The following is a 15,351-nucleotide window of genomic DNA, read 5'->3' on the forward strand; positions in this document are numbered from 1 at the left end:
TCTCCTCGGCGACCTGTTTCACCGACCGGTTCGTGGACAAAACAAGCCGCACAGCGTCCTCACGGAAAGCGGCATCGTATTTTCTTCTGGGCGTGGTCATCTGAAGTGAAGCTCCCATCAAGCTGTCTCACAAAACCATACGACCGCAGTTGCTCTCTCACGTCCTGCCCGTTTCGGGCGGTTGCTCTCTCACGTCCTGCCCGTTTCGGGCGGTTGCTCTCTCACGTCCTGCCCGTTTCGGGCGGTTGCTCTCTCACGTCCTGCCCGACGGCGGGATGGCCGCCGTCGGTAAAGTCCGACGTCGGCACTCACTGCGAGTAGTAGGCCTGGGATGCGAAGGCCCTGGCCGAAAACGAGCGGTGACGGTTGAGGTCGAGTTCCTGGGTGAAGCCAACGTCTTCTTGCCACCAAACAAAAGTAGAGGACTTCTTCGAGTACTAAGCGGAGTAGGCCAGGGTCACCGCGATGGGCGTCGAAGCCTGTGGGAGGTGAGAGACCGATGGCCAAAAGCCGTTTGGACATGAGAGAACGATCGCCAAAAAACCGTTGGACGTGAGAGACCGATCGCCAAAAAACCGTGGGAAGTGAGAGAGGATCCGGGGGTTATTTCCACCAGGTATCGAAGATCGTGACCGGCACCGTGCGCTTGTGGCGCGTACGCAGGTATTTCTGTTCGATGATTTCAGCGACGCCGTCGGGCACTTCGCGGCCTTCAAGGTAGTCGTCGATCTGGTCGTACGTGACTCCGAGCTCGTCTTCATCGGTACGGCCCGGCTTGTCGTCCAGGAGGTCAGCTGTGGGAACCTTCTGCCAAAGCCGCGCGGACGCGCCAAGTTCGGCCAGAAGTTCGCGGTTCTGGCGTTTGTTCAGGCCGAACAGCGGCAGGATATCCGCACCGCCGTCGCCATATTTGGTGAAGAAGCCTGTGACGGACTCGGCGCCGTGGTCTGTGCCGATGACCAAGTAATTGTGTTCGCCAGCCAGTGCATACTGGGCAACCATACGCGCGCGGGCCTTGGTGTTGCCCTTGTGGAAGTCGGAGATTTCAGCGCCGGTGGCTTTCTCGAACTCTTCCTCGAATCCGTCCACTGCGCGGGAGATGTTGAAGGTCCGCTCGTTTTTGGCCTTGATGAAGTCCAAGGCGGCTTGGGCGTCGTCTTCGTCGTGCTGGATGCCGTAGGGGAGACGCATCGCGACGAAGTTCGCGTTAACGCCTTCAGCTTCCAGTTCCTCGACTGCCAGCTGCGCCAACCGGCCGGCAAGAGTGGAATCAAGTCCACCGGAAATGCCGAGCACAAAGCCGTTCGTGCCTGTGGCTTTCACATATTCTTTCAGGAATGTGACCCGTTTGCGGACCTCCTCTTGGGGATTGATCCGGGGCTGGACGCCCATTTCCTCGATGATCTTGGCCTGGAGTTCGCGCATGTGTCCAACACTAGTCAGCCCCATGACAAAGGCTCAACCATATTGCGCCGTGATTCGGCCTCGCTGTGATTCGGCCCGGGGTGATTCGGCCCCGGCGGCATTGGACGTGAGAGAGCGATGACAAAAAACCCGCAGGACCTGAGAGAACAATGCTCAAAAAGCAGCAGGACGTGAGAGAACGTCAGGCGAGGAAGCCGCGCAGCAGTGAAGCCGTTCCTTCCAGGTGTTCGATGGTGGCCCGTTCGGCGGCGGGGGCATCGCCGCGCAGGATAGCCTCGGCGATCTCGGCGTGTTGTTCGTTGGCGTGCTCGAGGTTGGTGCTGAGTAAGGGGATCCGGTCCAGGAGTTCGTTGAGCCTGGATCGTGTTTCGGCCACGGCGCCCACCAAGCTTGCGGAGCCGGACAATTCGGCGACGGCGATATGGAACCGGGCATCGCGGGGCCGGTAGCCCACGGCGGGGGAAGCGCTCACTTCGGAGAGGCAGACCTGCAGGTGCCTCCGGGCAGCCGCGGAGAGGTCCGCTTTGGCGGCCAAAGAAGCAGCGGCAGGCTCGATGATGGACCTGAAGAGCAGGACGTCCTCCACCTCGGCGGGGTCGAGCGGCCCTTGGTCCGGCTGGCGCTGGACTGCCGTTGTGGACACGTACGTACCGCCGTACCGGCCGCGCTGGACTTCCAAATAGCCGGCACTCTGCAACTCCCCCAACGCATCCCGAAGCGTGGCGCGGCTGACACCTAATTGTTCGGCCAGTTCGCGCTCGGGCGGCAGTTTTTCGGCGGGAGCGAAGATCCCCAGCTTGATGGTCTGCAGGATGTGTTCGATGGTCTCTTCGAACGCGTTGCCGCCCCTGACTGGGCGCAGCATCGAGAACGACGGGCCAAACGGTGAGTCCGGCACGGCATCTCCTTCCACGGAATGCGGGCTGCGCCCATCAGTGAGGTCATTCACCGATCAGTGAGGCCGTTCACAGGGCGCTGCTGCCTCCATGCTACCCACGCCAACCAATAAAGGTCATCAAAAAAACCATTGGACACGCCCTCAATTGTGATCCAAGTCATCAGGTTTTTCAGAAAAGTCTTGACTCATGGCGAATCACGCTCCAGACTTTGAAGCACACTTTGGACTGAAAACAGTCCTTTAGGATCTGAAGGATCCCCCGCTCGACTCTTCCCAGAAGCATTCCTCAGACGATAGGAACACGCATGGAAACAGTGCACCAGCCGCCCGGCGGCGAGGATGAGTATTTGCAGCACCGGCGCCTCAAACGGGGTGCCGCCGGATGGGTTCTCCTCGCAGGGCTCGGGGTGGCCTATGTGATCTCCGGCGATTTCGCGGGCTGGAACCTGGGCCTGGCCCAAGGAGGTTGGGGCGGCCTGCTGATCGCCTTCCTGCTCATGGCCATTATGTACACCTGCATGGTTTTCGGGCTCGCTGAACTCTCATCAACGCTCCCGACGGCGGGGGCTGGCTATGCGTTCGCCCGCCGGGCTCTGGGACCCCTCGGTGGATTCGCGACAGGTATGGCGGTCCTGATCGAATACGCGGTCGCCCCAGCAGCTATTGCCACGTTCATCGGCGGCTATGTTGAAGCGCTTGGCCTCTTTGGCCTCACCAACTCGTGGCCGGTCTACCTGGTCACGTACGTCATCTTCATCGGCATCCACATCCGCGGAGTCGGCGAAGCCCTGAAGATCATGTTCGCCATCACCGCGGTGGCAACCATCGCCCTGGCCGCCGCCGTCGTCGGCCTGCTTCCCAAGTTCGATTCCGCCCGCTTGTTCGATATTGTTCCCGATGGTTCCGCCGGCTCCAGCGCCTTCCTGCCCATGGGTATCGGCGGCATCCTGGCGGCGCTGGTCTACGGAATCTGGTTCTTCCTGGCAGTGGAGGGCGTTCCCCTCGCAGCCGAGGAAACGTCCAATCCCAAGCGGGACATGCCCCGGGGAATCATTGTGGCCGTCATCATCCTGGTCATCTTTGGCGCCCTCATGCTGGTCCTGGTCCCGGGAGCAGCCGGCTCACAAGCCATGAGCGAATCCGACAACCCGCTCCCTGAGGCACTACGCATTGCTTACGGTGGCAACACTTTCCTGGCCGACTTCATCAATTACGCCGGCCTGGCCGGACTGGTAGCCAGCTTCTTCTCCATCATTTACGCCTACTCACGGCAGCTGTTTGCCCTGTCCCGGGCGGGATACCTGCCCCGTTGGCTGTCACTGACCGGCGCCCGGCGCACCCCGTACTGGGCATTGATCGTCCCGGGAACCATCGGCTTCCTACTGGCTGCCCTGACGCAGGATGGTGCTTTGCTCATCAACATCGCAGTCTTCGGCGCCACAGTTTCCTACGTCCTGCTGAACCTCTCGCATATCGTCCTTCGCAAGAAGGAACCCAACCTGGAACGCGGTTACAGGACGCCGGGCGGGATCGTCACGACGTCGATTGCCCTGGTCCTGTCCGCGGTGGCAGTCGTGGCGACGTTCGTCGTCGACGTCTTTGCCGCTTCCATTACGGCAGCGATTTTTGCCGCTGCCCTCCTTTACTACTGGCTCTACAGCCGGCACCGGATCGTGGCGGGCGCACCCGAAGAAGAGTTCGCCCAACTCGCCATGGCCGAGGCCGAACTGAAGTAACAGCCAGCAGACACTGACATCCACTCACAGAACCACACTGCGGAGACATCATGAATTCCCACATCCAAGAGTCCAGCCGGAACCGGCAGCTCACCGTCGACGAACTGCGCGAATCCGTAGCTAGCGGCGAAATTGATACCGTCATTGTCGCCATCACTGATGCGCTGGGTCGCCTCCAGGGTAAGCGTTGTGGTGCACGCTCCTTCCTCGAAGACGTTCTGGACCACGGCGCGGAGGGCTGTAACTACCTGCTGGCCGTGGATGTCGAAATGCAAACCGTGGACGGTTACGCGATGTCGTCCTGGGAAACGGGCTACGGGGACATGGTGATGCTGCCGGACGTCTCCACCCTCCGCCGGGTTCCTTGGCTCGACGGCACAGCCATCGTGCAGTGCGATGTCCTCTGGACGGACCGGACGCCGGTAGCAGCATCACCACGGCAGATCCTGAAGGCCCAGATCGAGCGACTCGAAAAGCTGGGCTACCGGGCCCACGCAGGGACCGAACTGGAGTTCCTGATGTTCGATGACTCCTACAACCAGGCCTGGCAGAAGAACTACACGGGCCTCGCGCCGTCTACGCAGTACAACGTGGACTACTCGCTCCTTGCTACTGCCCGGTTGGAGCCGGTAATCCGCTCCATCCGCAACAATATGGAAGCTGCGGGCCTGGTGGTCGAGTCGTCCAAGGGCGAATGCAACCTCGGCCAGCAGGAAATCACGTTCCGCTTCGATGAAGCCCTCGCCGCCTGCGATAAGCACACGTTTTACAAGAACGGCGCCAAGGAAATCGCGGACCAGTACGGCAAGAGCATCACGTTCATGTCCAAGTTCAACGAGCGCGAAGGCAACTCCTGCCACATCCACTTCAGCCTCACCGACCTGGACGGGAACCCCGTGCTGGCGGGCGACGGCGAACACGGCTTCAGCCCCCTGATGGAACGGTTCGTTGCCGGTCAACTCGCGGCGCTGCGCGAACTCGCCTATTTCCTGGCACCTAACATCAATTCCTACAAACGCTTCGTGGAGGGCAGCTTCGCCCCAACAGCGATCGCCTGGGGCTTGGACAACCGCAGCTGCGCACTCCGCGTGGTGGGCCACGGCCGGGGCCTCCGCACTGAGAACCGTGTGGGCGGCGGCGATGTGAACCCCTACCTCGCGGTGGCCGCAATGATCGCCGCTGTCATCCATGGCATCGAGAACGATCTTCAGTTGCCGGCAATCACCAAGGGCAATGCCTACGAGTCCGACGCGGAACGGCTGCCCACTACACTGCGGGATGCGCGGGACCTCCTGACCGAAAGCAGCATTGCGCGCAAGGCTTTCGGCGATGACGTAGTGGACCACTACGTCCACGCCGCCAACGTGGAGCTCACCGCCTACGACAGTGCCATCACAGATTGGGAGCGGGTCCGTGGCTTCGAACGTCTCTGAAACCTACGGGCAACCGTACAAGCCCAGAATCGCGCTCACCAGTTACCTTCAGGACGCCTCCTGGGGAGTGTGGAATACGACGGCGGCGATTCTCCCCGGATCGTACGTGGAGGCGGTGGTCGCAGCCGGAGCAACACCTATCCTGCTGCCTCCGCTGGGCACCGACGAATCCGTGCTGGATCTGGTGGATGGCTTGATCGTGGTGGGAGGTCCCGACGTCGATCCTTCCCTGTACGGTCAGGCACCGCATCCCACCACCAAGCCCCAACCACTGCGGGACAAGCATGACTCAGCGCTGATCCGTGCCGCGCTTGAAAGAGAGCTTCCCCTGTTCGCGATTTGCCGGGGAGCCCAGCTCCTGAACGTGGTTTTAGGCGGAACGTTGATCCAGCACATCCCGGACGTCCTTCCCGGCAGTAACAGCCAGCCAGCACCTGGTGTCTATGGTGAGGCGGCATTCGACACCACGCCCGGCAGCCTCATCCACCACCTCCTGGGTGATTCCGCCACTTCGCCGTGCTACCACCACCAGGCCATGGACGAAGTGCCTGAAACCCTGCGCGTGACAGCCCGCTCCGCCGATGGCCTGGTGCAGGCCATTGAAACCACTGAGGGCGGCTGGGTTCTTGGCGTCCAGTTCCATCCGGAACACAACCCCCATGATCTCCGGCTGTTCCGCGGCTTTGTGGACGCCGCCGCCAGCTACCGCTCAGACCAGACCGCAACCATGAAAGCGATGTCCCCCGCATGACAGCAACAGTGTTTGATGTGATCAATCCGGCCACCGAGGAGGTCATCCAGACCGTTCCGCTCGCTGGCGTGGCCGAAACAGACGCCGCCATTGCCAAGGCAGCCGCTGCCTACGAAGCGTGGCGGGCCGTTGCCCCCGCGGACCGGGCGTTGCTGCTGCGACGGTTCGCTGCCGCCGTCGACAATGATCTGGAGAACCTCGCGCAACTGGAGGTGCGCAACGCGGGGCACACCATTGGCAACGCCCGATGGGAAGCGGGCAACGTGCGCGACGTCCTCAATTACTACTCGGCCGCTCCGGAACGGCATTTCGGCCGCCAAATTCCTGTGGCAGGCGGCGTCAACATGACCTTCCACGAGCCGCTGGGCGTTGTTGGCATCATTGTTCCCTGGAACTTCCCGATGCCCATTGCCGGGTGGGGATTCGCCCCCGCGCTGGCCGCAGGCAATACGGTGGTGCTCAAACCGGCCGAGGTGACACCGCTGACCGCCATCCGCCTAGGTGAACTGGCTCTTGAAGCCGGCCTTCCTGAGGGCGTCTTCCAGGTGATTCCGGGCAAGGGTTCCGTGGTGGGTCAGCGGTTCGTCACGCATCCGGCGGTCAGGAAGGTGGTGTTCACCGGCTCAACCGGCGTTGGCAAGCAGATCATGGCAGGCTGCGCTGACCAGGTGAAGCGCGTGACGCTGGAACTCGGCGGCAAGAGCGCCAACATCATTTTCGACGACGCCGACCTTGAGATGGCTGCGGCCGCCGCCCCCGGCGGTGCTTTCGACAACGCCGGTCAGGACTGCTGCGCACGCTCCAGGATCCTCGTGCAGCGCAGCGTCTACGAGCGCTTCCTGGAACTGTTGGAGCCAGAGGTCCTCGGCATGCGTGTCGGAGACCCCGCAGATCCGGCCACCACCATGGGGCCGCTGATTTCGGCCCAGCAGTTGGACACGGTTTCCGCTTTCGTGCCCGACGGCGCCCCGGTCGCCTTCCAGGGGAAGGCGCCGGAAGGACCGGGCTTCTGGTTCCCACCCACAGTGCTCACACCGGATCTGAAGGCGCCGTCCTTCACCGACGAAATCTTCGGTCCGGTTGTTGCAGTGGTGCCGTTCGACGACGAAGCAGATGCCATACGGATCGCCAACAACACCGAGTACGGCCTGTCCGGCTCCATCTGGACGTCCAAAGTGGACCGGGCACTCCGTGTGGCCCGGGGAGTCGAATCGGGCAACCTCTCCGTGAACTCCCATTCATCTGTCCGGTACTCCACCCCGTTTGGAGGCTTCAAGCAGTCCGGCCTTGGCCGTGAGCTCGGCCCCGACGCCCTTGATGCCTTCAGCGAGGTCAAGAACGTCTTCATCTCCACCCAGTCCGCCTGATCTTTTTCCACTCTTTCAAAGGAGAGCACCAATGCAAGCAGTAGTTTCCAACCGTCTCGCCGGCCGCAGCGCAGTCATCACTGGTGGTGCCAGCGGCATCGGCCTGGCCACGGCACGCCGGATGGCAGCCGAGGGCGCCAACGTCGTGATCGCCGACATCGAACCGACCTCCGGGATTGCGGCCGCCAGCGAAGTGGGCGGCCTGTTCGTCAAAGTAGACGTGACCAGTGAAGAAGAAGTCCGCAACCTCTACGCCCAGACCAAGGAGACGTACGGCAGCGTTGACATCGCGTTCAACAACGCGGGCATCTCTCCCGCCGACGACGCTTCCATCCTGGACACCGGAATCGACGCCTGGCGCAGGGTGCAGGAAGTGAACCTGACCTCCGTCTACTACTGCTGCAAGTACGCCATTCCTTACATGCAGGAGCAGGGCAAGGGATCCATCATCAACACGGCATCGTTCGTGGCCGTCATGGGCGCGGCAACATCCCAGATTTCCTACAGCGCCTCGAAGGGCGGCGTCCTGTCCATGAGCCGGGAACTCGGCGTCGAGTTTGCACGGCAGGGCATCCGCATCAATGCGCTGTGCCCGGGACCGGTGAACACTCCCCTGCTGAAGGAACTCTTCGCGAAGGATCCTGAGAAGGCAGCACGCCGCTTGGTGCACGTTCCTCTGGGCCGCTTCGCGGAACCGGAAGAGCTGGCTGCAGCCGTCGCGTTCCTTGCCAGCGATGACGCTTCCTTCATCACGGCCTCCACGTTCCTGGTGGATGGCGGCATCTCGGGCGCTTACGTCACTCCCCTCTCGTAGCATCTCTCCTGCTGCCCCTGCCCGCTCGGGCGGGGGCAGCTTGCGCGTTTAAGACTCTTGACGTCACGATAGTTACCGATATATCGTTAACTATCGCCGATACTCCTTCGGCGAACACTTATACCGAGAGGACGATGCTGTTATGAAAGGCATCCACGAACACGACAACACCTTCCCGGAGCATGGCTCCGGACTCCCCGAACACGGCCAGGGAAGAGGCCGCTTCAATCGAGGCAAGGGGCGCCGCGGTCCCCACGGGCACGGCGGACCCGGCTTTGGGCCCGGCGGTTTCGGGCCTGGTTTTGGACCCGGCGGCTTCGGCCCGGGCGGTTTCGGCCCGAGGGGCTTTGGTCCTGGTGGCGGGCGACGGGCAAACCGCGGCGACGTCAGGGCAGCCATCCTGTCCTTGCTGGCCGAGTCGCCGTCCAACGGCTATGGGCTCATCAGGACGATTGCGGAAAAGACGTCCGGAACATGGCGGCCCAGCCCCGGATCTGTCTACCCCACGTTGCAGCAGCTGGTCGATGAAGAGCTCATCACAGCCGTGGGCGAGGGACGTCGGACAGAATTCACCTTGACGGACGACGGCCGCGCCTACGTTGCCGAGCATGAGGAAGAGCTCGCCAATGCCTGGAACACCGAGGCCGACGGAAACATGCAGGAGTTCCACCAGAGCATCGGGAAACTCATGGGCGTTGTCCACCAGTTCCGCGCCGCGGCAACCGATGAACAACGCCGGGCAGCAATCGAGAAACTCGATGAAACCCGCCGTGCGCTGTACCTGATCCTGGCCGACTAATTCCCCCTTGACCTTGACGTAACGTCAACCATTACTGTCAAAGGACAAGCCAGGAACGAGAGGGCCAGGACGGAGGACTCATGGACTGGTCGATCCAGGAAATCGCCAAGATGGCAGGGACCACCAGCCGCACGCTGCGTCACTACGACGACATTGGGCTGCTCAAGCCAAGCCGGACCGGTCATAACGGCTACCGCTATTACGACGGTCCGGCCTTGGTGCAGCTCCAGCGGATCCTCCTGCTTAGGGAGCTTGGACTGGGTTTGCCTGCAATTGCCGACGTGCTTGCCCGGGAGACCGACACCGTCAAGGCGTTGAGCGGCCACTTGGAATGGCTTGGGCAAGAGCAGGACCGACTGGCGCGGCAAATCGCGTCGGTCCGGCAAACCATTGACACATTGAAAGGGGATGGAAAGTACATGGCACAGGACATGTTTGATGGCTTCGACCACACGCAGTACAAGGACGAGGTAGAGGAGCGCTGGGGCAAGGACGCTTACGCCACAAGTGACGCTTGGTGGCGCGGTATGAGCGCCGAAGAAAAACAGCAATGGAAGGAACGCTCCCGCAAACTCGGGAGCGACTGGATCTCAGCTGCGACGTCCGGAATTACGCCCGATAGCGCTGAAGCACAGGAACTGGCAAGGCGCCACGTCGAATGGCTCCGCGGAATCCCTGGAACCCCGACGGCGGCACCTGGCGGAGACGTGAAGGGTTACGTCACAGGCCTCGGCGAGATGTACGTTGCGGACCCCAGATTTGCCGCGAACTATGGCGGGGAGTCAGGAGCCACGTTCGTTCGGGATGCCCTGCGGGTTTACGCGGAGGAGAACCTGTAGGCAGCCGGGATGCGTTGACCGGGGTTTGGCAATAGTCTGGCCGAATGGGTACTAGCACCGTAAAGTCCAGCGAACAGGTTGACCGGCAGACTCGCATTCTCGAAGCGGCCCTGGAACTGCTGTCCCGCCACGGCATTTCGGGCATCAATATGCGGGCCGTGGCGCGTGAAGCCGGCGTCGCCTTGGGGCTCGTGAACTACTACTACGAAGACAAGTCGAGCTTGATCCGTGCGGTACTTCACCGGATTGAAGAGCACGACCTCATGCTGGTGGAGCCGGAGCCGGCCTCAACCCCTGAGGAGCAACTCCGAGAGTCACTTCGGCGCGTTGCGGACCCCGATCTCCTGACCACGCCGTACCTGTCCCTCCGCCTCCACCTGTGGGCGCTCGCCCAGGCCCATGAGGACTTTGCACGGATCAACGCGGCGGCGTTCGACCGGTATCTGGACGGGCTAGCCACACTCATAGGGAATGCCAAACCCGAGCTTTCCGCCGATGAGAGTAAGGAGCGCGCAGCAGACATCGTCGTCGTGCAAAACGGCATGTGGCTCACCACGCTCCTGGGTATAGACAAGGCTGCCATCGAGCGAGGCATTGCCCGCACGGAGCAGATCGCTTTCGCTCCTTCGCGTCACGACGGCCGACACTGATGAAGCGCGACCTGACCCTTCTACGCCCGTCATCCGTCTCTGGTTGACTGACTGGAACCGTCAGGGCAGGCTGTGAGGACATCCGGCAGGGGGACCACGATGACTTACCGAGGCTCGTTGGCCGCTATCGCAGTGTTGCTTGGGCTTGCCCTTTCCGGATGCCAGCCTGGTGCCGGGCCGCTCATGGTCGGGTCTCCCTCAGCAGCTGTGCCCAGCCCGTCGTCCTCTGAGCTTTCGGCCATCATCCAGACTGCCGTTGAGGACCGCAACGGCACTGCCCTCGACGTTCCCCCGGCGCCGCATCTCAGCGACGCGCAGTCGACGGCGGCCTACCAGGCGAAGCGTGCCAGGGACCTTCCAGTGGTGGCGAGGTCAAAGGCCGGCTTCAAGTCGATGGGTTTCTGGTACACGGACTTTTCGACGACGATCACGGTGGACTCAATCGAGGTGGCCGGCTCGGAAGCGAGCGTCCATTTCAAGGAATTCACCGAGCAACACCAGGCCTCGGCAGCGAATGGACCAAGCAGCGTCCCGTCCAGCTACTCGCTGCCTCAGACGGCGACGTTCCGGGCATCCGCGGATGGCTGGCAGCTCGACAGCATCACGCCGTCGGTACATGGGGGCGGCTTACCCATGTCCGTCATCGAATAGTGGAAACGGCGCTGGATGCCCTGTAGCGGCTCGGGCCGCGATTAGTACCAGTACCGTCTTCCGGCAAGAGGGCGTCCGATTGCACCGAGCACCAAGAGGATGAGGCCGATAACAGCCACAATCCACCCAATAGTTATCAGGATTCCAATGTTGAAGATATAACCAAGGATTAGTAGAACAACTCCGAGTATGAGCATTTCAGTCCTTACCTTTCCAAATATTCTGACAAACCCTAAGTTGCAAGGGGGTTGCTTGCCCTCGTCTCATTCGTATCACACTGGGTTATCGAGTGGAACAGGAACCTTCAACAGATGTTCGTCCCAGCACCGTCCTTTTTTGGCGCATATCCGGAGCTCGATGAAGATGCCGTTTACACCCGGAACATAGTTAACCCTGGGCGTGGCTAGAGAAGCGGACCTGCATGTCCGGCGACCAGTAGCGTGCTGCCCTCTTCCCGGATCCAGACTTGGGTCATGGGCATGCGATTTTGCCTCCGGCCGGCCGCTGTGGATACATCGTCAGAAGCGATGCAGGTCAAGACAGCGGTTGTACAGAAGATCGTGATCGTGGGCTGTTCGAGGGTTTGCGAGTGCCAATTGTTCTGACCGCCGATGTTTGATCGAACGTAGGTATCGCGGTCGAACCGCTCGCCTTGATGCGAGATCCAGCAAAACTTGGGGTGCAGCAGACGAATCAAAGATTCTCCGTCACGTCGCGCAAGGGCGTCGGCCCTTTCTACAGCAGCTTTGAGCACCTCGTCCTGAGTGAGCATTCATTGAGTGTGTCAGTCAATGGCTGGCGTTGGGAACTGACAGTGCCGAGAACTAATCAAGAAACGGTCATTTTTCCTTGCCACTTATCGGGTTTTTGCCGTGCCACTTATCGAGTGGTCCGACGATGGTGCGGTTTCGACCTAGACTGCCGTGAACTCTTTTCCTGCCAAGGGGCAATACAGTTTGTGACTACCGATAGCGACTTGATTCGCCGCTCCAGCAAGGACCCGCAGGCCTTCGCCGCGCTTTATGACAAGTATTCGCGGGCGGTGTACCGCTACGCGGCTACCCGGGCAGGTGACTCAGTAGCTGAAGACGTCATGTCGCAAACGTTCTTGGTCGCCTATGAAAGCCGGGAGGCTTTTGACTACGAGTGGGATGATGCCAGGCCATGGCTATTCGGCATCGCGACCAATCTTCTCCGCCGGCATCACCGCACTGAAGCAAGGCGGCTAAGAGCCTTCGCGAAAGCTGCAGGCAGAGACAGCTACGAGGACGGTGCCGATCGTGTGGCTGAGCGGCTGGACGCAGCCGTGAAGTCTTCCAATCTGGCCGCAGCGATCCGGACGCTTTCGACAGCAGATCGGGAATGCTTGCTGCTCTATGCGTGGGCTGACCTGACTTGCGAGGGCATAGCACTGGCAACCGGCGTTCCCGTTGGCACTGTCCGGTCACGGCTTAACAGGGCGCGGCGCATCATTCGAGGTGCCGCCGGCCTGCTGAACATAGATGAAGAGGAGATTGAGCATGGACGAGCTATCACTCCTGCGCGAAATGCGTGACAGGACTCCCATTGCCACCGATGCGGCTATCGACAGGGTTCGGACCAAGTTACTGCAAGGTATTGATCCCCACGCGGTAAAGCTTCAGAAGAACCCGCGTCGCCGCATGGCAATGAGGTGGGGGCTTGTTTCAGCGGCAACGGCTTTAGTCGCTGGCCTCCTGGTCAGTGGCGACGTCTTTGGGCCCGGCCCACTGCGGGGAGCAGCCACCGCGCAGGCCGCAGAGGTGCTCAACGCCGCTGCCGAGACAACCATCCAGACAGCAGACCTTGTACCGGGCCCTGGACAGTACTTGAAGATCCAAAGCACCAATATGTGGGGTAGTGCCGCGGTTACGGCGGATGGCAGCGAGTATGAGTGGCTGGACACTGAAAAGAGCGCCATGTACATCCCAGCCAACCGCGAGGAGGAGTGGGTCCGGGAAAGATCAGGAAGAATCCCCACAACGTTCTTTGATGAGAAATCGAAAGAATACGCCTCCAGTATGGAACCTGCCGAAGCGTACGTGCTCCGGGGCAATAACGGAAGCTTCCACGGCACCCCACCTGAGCAGTCCAGCTTTCCCTCGCAGGATGCCCTGGCCACCTTCCCACGCGATCCAAACGCCCTCCTGGCTGAAATCCAGCGGCAAACAAACGGCAAGGGCCAGTCCAAGGATGGCGAGGCGCTGGTGTTCATCGCCGACCTGCTCAGGACGGGCATAGTCCCTGCCGATCTGCGCGCTGCACTGTACAAGTCTGCAGCGCTCATCCCAGGGGTGACCGTCACCGACGAGCAAGCCACGCTCGATGGAAGAAAAGGCATCGCCATCGGGCGAGTGGAGACAGCTTCCAACCGCCGTCAAGACATCATCATCGACCCCAAGACAGGTCTGTTGATCGGCGAACGTGAAGTGCTGACCGAACCCCGGGGATCTATTCCTGCGGGAACAGCTACGACTTGGACCGCGATCGAAACGACCATTTCGGACACCGCACCGTAACGCTCCGCCTGTTCCCTCATGGATGATGGCAGCGAGACGAGAGTAACGAGAGAAGAAGACCGGCACCGTGTGCCGGTCTTCTTTAACTTTTTCTGATTCGGTGAAACCTTTTGGGCATTGCCGGACACTAAAGGGCATGGGGAACAACACAGACAGCGAAGAGGGGTTGTGGCACCAGAGTCTTCTGGGCCATGGCGATGCCTTTGGCGCCTTGTATGACCTGCATCGGGACCGCGTCTTCCGCCATGCGTACCGGCTCTGCGGGAATCACCACGAGGCTGAAGACATCATGGCTGCCTCCTTTCTGGAGCTCTGGCGGCGGCGAAAGCAGGTCCGGGTCGTGGAAGGATCTGTCCTTCCGTGGTTGCTGGTCACGACGACGAACATGTCACGTAACAGCGCCCGGACGGCGTTGCGCTACCAACGCCTCCTGAAAGCCCTTCCCCGCAGCGGCGACCTGACGGACCCAACGGCAGATTCTTACCGCTCTTACCAGGACAACCTTGACCATGACCTTGCCCAGGCTCCCCCGACTTGATCGCTGTGATGGCCACGAACGGGCAATCCGGTTACGCCTACGCCAGCGACCTATACGACGGCCCCATGCCGACCAGCCCTGAAGACGCCCTCAAGAACTTCAACACCCCTCGCCCTCCGCGCGAGATCCCCGTCTTCAGAAGCGATGGAGAAACCCAAATCGGCGTCTTCATGGCCTCCGGCTCCGGCGGGGGAATACCCTCCTACCCAACGCGAAGCGCCCCGCCCGGATGAACCGATTAGTCGCTCGGTCAGCATCCACCTTTGAGGGAGCACAATGAAACCCGTTCGGTTATGGCGATGCCTGATCCTGCCCCTTTTTCTCACCATGCTGCTGACATCGTGCGGCAACAAGTTGGCGGGCGATCCGGTAATTACTGAGCCCACGACGAAGGCCACTAGCTCGATTCCCGCTTCTACCAGTAGCCCCGTTCCAAGTGGTGGACCCTTTGCGTGCGTGGACTGGGTCCGGTTTGCGACCCCTCAGGACCAATACGACAAAGCCGGCCTGGTGCTCATCGGAAAGTCTGTAAGACGGGCAGGAGGGACCACGATTTATGGTCAGGAGGCCACCACCCACCTTGTGGAAGTCGAGCAGTTACTCAAAGGGAATCCCGGACACGGGAACATGCGCATCACCTCCATGCCCCCGACCTGCACTGCAGGAGGGTCCTACCCGGATGGCGACCCACTGGACACTGCTGAAAGAGTCATCATTTTTGCCACCAAGCAGGGCGACGAATGGTTCACCATGACCCCCGCACAGGGAGTGCTGTCTTTCCCCCAGGGCTCAGAACTTCCCTTTCACTGAATCAGCCCATACGTATTGGACTACCGATAAATCCCGCGCCACCCCCTAAGGCCTGAACTCAACGGCCCGGAGCCGCGATTTTCGCACCAGACAGACGAAAATA

At 61.1% G+C, this 15,351-nt stretch carries 18 protein-coding genes; 14 read left to right on the plus strand and 4 right to left on the minus strand.

Annotated features, from left to right (window positions below):
• From AB4Y87_RS01405 to AB4Y87_RS01415, 3 genes are all read right to left on the minus strand, one after another.
• Window positions 1–118 (minus strand): transposase (locus AB4Y87_RS01405; RefSeq protein WP_442002967.1); only part of this gene is annotated, 118 nt, incomplete at its 3' end.
• 485 nt (window positions 119–603) lie between these two features.
• Window positions 604–1,425: an ammonia-dependent NAD(+) synthetase gene (gene nadE / locus AB4Y87_RS01410; RefSeq protein WP_442002714.1), complete on the minus strand. Its 822-nt coding sequence runs from the start codon at window positions 1,423–1,425 to the stop codon at window positions 604–606.
• A gap of 181 nt (window positions 1,426–1,606) precedes the next feature.
• Window positions 1,607–2,323, minus strand: a complete 717-nt coding sequence (locus tag AB4Y87_RS01415) for a FadR/GntR family transcriptional regulator (RefSeq protein WP_442002715.1) — start codon at window positions 2,321–2,323, stop codon at window positions 1,607–1,609.
• A 305-nt stretch (window positions 2,324–2,628) separates the two neighbouring features.
• Between AB4Y87_RS01415 and eat the strand changes: the two genes are divergently transcribed.
• The 9 genes from eat (at window position 2,629) to AB4Y87_RS01460 (ending at window position 11,363) form a co-directional block, all read left to right on the plus strand.
• On the plus strand, window positions 2,629–4,059 hold the full coding sequence (eat, locus tag AB4Y87_RS01420; RefSeq protein ID WP_442002716.1) for an ethanolamine permease: 1,431 nt from the start codon (window positions 2,629–2,631) through the stop codon (window positions 4,057–4,059).
• A gap of 50 nt (window positions 4,060–4,109) precedes the next feature.
• Window positions 4,110–5,492, plus strand: coding sequence for a glutamine synthetase family protein (locus tag AB4Y87_RS01425; RefSeq protein ID WP_442002717.1), 1,383 nt, complete (start codon window positions 4,110–4,112; stop codon window positions 5,490–5,492).
• Window positions 5,473–6,243, plus strand: a complete 771-nt coding sequence (locus AB4Y87_RS01430; RefSeq protein ID WP_442002718.1) for a gamma-glutamyl-gamma-aminobutyrate hydrolase family protein — start codon at window positions 5,473–5,475, stop codon at window positions 6,241–6,243. Before AB4Y87_RS01425 ends, AB4Y87_RS01430 begins: the two co-directional genes overlap by 20 nt.
• A complete protein-coding gene (locus tag AB4Y87_RS01435; RefSeq protein WP_442002719.1) occupies window positions 6,240–7,610 on the plus strand; it encodes an aldehyde dehydrogenase family protein in 1,371 nt (456 codons plus the stop codon). Before AB4Y87_RS01430 ends, AB4Y87_RS01435 begins: the two co-directional genes overlap by 4 nt.
• A gap of 31 nt (window positions 7,611–7,641) precedes the next feature.
• Entirely contained in the window at window positions 7,642–8,424 is a 783-nt protein-coding gene (locus tag AB4Y87_RS01440) for a 3-oxoacyl-ACP reductase (RefSeq protein ID WP_280626356.1), read from the plus strand.
• Window positions 8,425–8,566: 142 nt separating this feature from the next.
• Window positions 8,567–9,223 (plus strand): PadR family transcriptional regulator, encoded by a 657-nt coding sequence (locus AB4Y87_RS01445; protein WP_431117871.1) that lies wholly within the window; start codon window positions 8,567–8,569, stop codon window positions 9,221–9,223.
• 80 nt (window positions 9,224–9,303) lie between these two features.
• On the plus strand, window positions 9,304–10,062 hold the full coding sequence (locus AB4Y87_RS01450) for a MerR family transcriptional regulator (RefSeq protein ID WP_442002720.1): 759 nt from the start codon (window positions 9,304–9,306) through the stop codon (window positions 10,060–10,062).
• A 44-nt stretch (window positions 10,063–10,106) separates the two neighbouring features.
• Window positions 10,107–10,712: a TetR/AcrR family transcriptional regulator gene (locus tag AB4Y87_RS01455; protein ID WP_442002721.1), complete on the plus strand. Its 606-nt coding sequence runs from the start codon at window positions 10,107–10,109 to the stop codon at window positions 10,710–10,712.
• 99 nt (window positions 10,713–10,811) lie between these two features.
• Window positions 10,812–11,363: a hypothetical protein gene (locus AB4Y87_RS01460; protein ID WP_442002722.1), complete on the plus strand. Its 552-nt coding sequence runs from the start codon at window positions 10,812–10,814 to the stop codon at window positions 11,361–11,363.
• Window positions 11,364–11,766: 403 nt separating this feature from the next.
• Here the strand turns inward: AB4Y87_RS01460 and AB4Y87_RS01465 are convergent, their stop codons facing one another.
• Complete coding sequence (locus tag AB4Y87_RS01465; protein ID WP_442002723.1) at window positions 11,767–12,135, minus strand: nuclear transport factor 2 family protein; 369 nt, start codon at window positions 12,133–12,135, stop codon at window positions 11,767–11,769.
• Between the two features lie 186 nt (window positions 12,136–12,321).
• Here AB4Y87_RS01465 and AB4Y87_RS01470 point away from each other — a divergent pair, with 186 nt between their 5' ends.
• The 5 genes from AB4Y87_RS01470 to AB4Y87_RS01490 all read left to right on the plus strand — a co-directional run bounded on the left by AB4Y87_RS01470 (window position 12,322) and on the right by AB4Y87_RS01490 (window position 15,248).
• Entirely contained in the window at window positions 12,322–12,918 is a 597-nt protein-coding gene (locus tag AB4Y87_RS01470) for an RNA polymerase sigma factor (protein WP_442002724.1), read from the plus strand.
• The gene (locus AB4Y87_RS01475; RefSeq protein WP_442002725.1) at window positions 12,884–13,900 is read left to right on the plus strand and encodes a CU044_5270 family protein; all 1,017 of its coding nucleotides are present in this window, start codon (window positions 12,884–12,886) and stop codon (window positions 13,898–13,900) included. Before AB4Y87_RS01470 ends, AB4Y87_RS01475 begins: the two co-directional genes overlap by 35 nt.
• A gap of 136 nt (window positions 13,901–14,036) precedes the next feature.
• Entirely contained in the window at window positions 14,037–14,438 is a 402-nt protein-coding gene (locus AB4Y87_RS01480) for an RNA polymerase sigma factor (protein WP_442002726.1), read from the plus strand.
• Window positions 14,439–14,446: 8 nt separating this feature from the next.
• Entirely contained in the window at window positions 14,447–14,671 is a 225-nt protein-coding gene (locus AB4Y87_RS01485) for a hypothetical protein (protein ID WP_442002727.1), read from the plus strand.
• 43 nt (window positions 14,672–14,714) lie between these two features.
• On the plus strand, window positions 14,715–15,248 hold the full coding sequence (locus tag AB4Y87_RS01490) for a hypothetical protein (protein ID WP_442002728.1): 534 nt from the start codon (window positions 14,715–14,717) through the stop codon (window positions 15,246–15,248).
• Window positions 15,249–15,351 lie beyond the last annotated feature (103 nt).

The organism is Paenarthrobacter sp. RAF54_2, from assembly GCF_052113945.1.
Taxonomy (GTDB): Bacteria; Actinomycetota; Actinomycetes; order Actinomycetales; family Micrococcaceae; genus Arthrobacter.

Excerpts from the sequence above, each read along its gene's own strand:
- AB4Y87_RS01425 (WP_442002717.1), top strand. The coding sequence starts at position 4,110 with ATGAATTCCCACATCCAAGAGTCCAGCCGGAACCGGCAGCTCACCGTC.
- AB4Y87_RS01465 (WP_442002723.1), bottom strand. The coding sequence starts at position 12,135 with ATGCTCACTCAGGACGAGGTGCTCAAAGCTGCTGTAGAAAGGGCCGAC.
- AB4Y87_RS01455 (WP_442002721.1), top strand. The coding sequence starts at position 10,107 with ATGGGTACTAGCACCGTAAAGTCCAGCGAACAGGTTGACCGGCAGACT.
- AB4Y87_RS01490 (WP_442002728.1), top strand. The coding sequence starts at position 14,715 with ATGAAACCCGTTCGGTTATGGCGATGCCTGATCCTGCCCCTTTTTCTC.
- AB4Y87_RS01475 (WP_442002725.1), top strand. The coding sequence starts at position 12,884 with ATGGACGAGCTATCACTCCTGCGCGAAATGCGTGACAGGACTCCCATT.
- AB4Y87_RS01485 (WP_442002727.1), top strand. The coding sequence starts at position 14,447 with ATGGCCACGAACGGGCAATCCGGTTACGCCTACGCCAGCGACCTATAC.
- nadE (WP_442002714.1), bottom strand. The coding sequence starts at position 1,425 with ATGCGCGAACTCCAGGCCAAGATCATCGAGGAAATGGGCGTCCAGCCC.
- AB4Y87_RS01440 (WP_280626356.1), top strand. The coding sequence starts at position 7,642 with ATGCAAGCAGTAGTTTCCAACCGTCTCGCCGGCCGCAGCGCAGTCATC.
- AB4Y87_RS01480 (WP_442002726.1), top strand. The coding sequence starts at position 14,037 with ATGGGGAACAACACAGACAGCGAAGAGGGGTTGTGGCACCAGAGTCTT.
- AB4Y87_RS01460 (WP_442002722.1), top strand. The coding sequence starts at position 10,812 with ATGACTTACCGAGGCTCGTTGGCCGCTATCGCAGTGTTGCTTGGGCTT.
- AB4Y87_RS01435 (WP_442002719.1), top strand. The coding sequence starts at position 6,240 with ATGACAGCAACAGTGTTTGATGTGATCAATCCGGCCACCGAGGAGGTC.
- AB4Y87_RS01445 (WP_431117871.1), top strand. The coding sequence starts at position 8,567 with ATGAAAGGCATCCACGAACACGACAACACCTTCCCGGAGCATGGCTCC.
- eat (WP_442002716.1), top strand. The coding sequence starts at position 2,629 with ATGGAAACAGTGCACCAGCCGCCCGGCGGCGAGGATGAGTATTTGCAG.
- AB4Y87_RS01450 (WP_442002720.1), top strand. The coding sequence starts at position 9,304 with ATGGACTGGTCGATCCAGGAAATCGCCAAGATGGCAGGGACCACCAGC.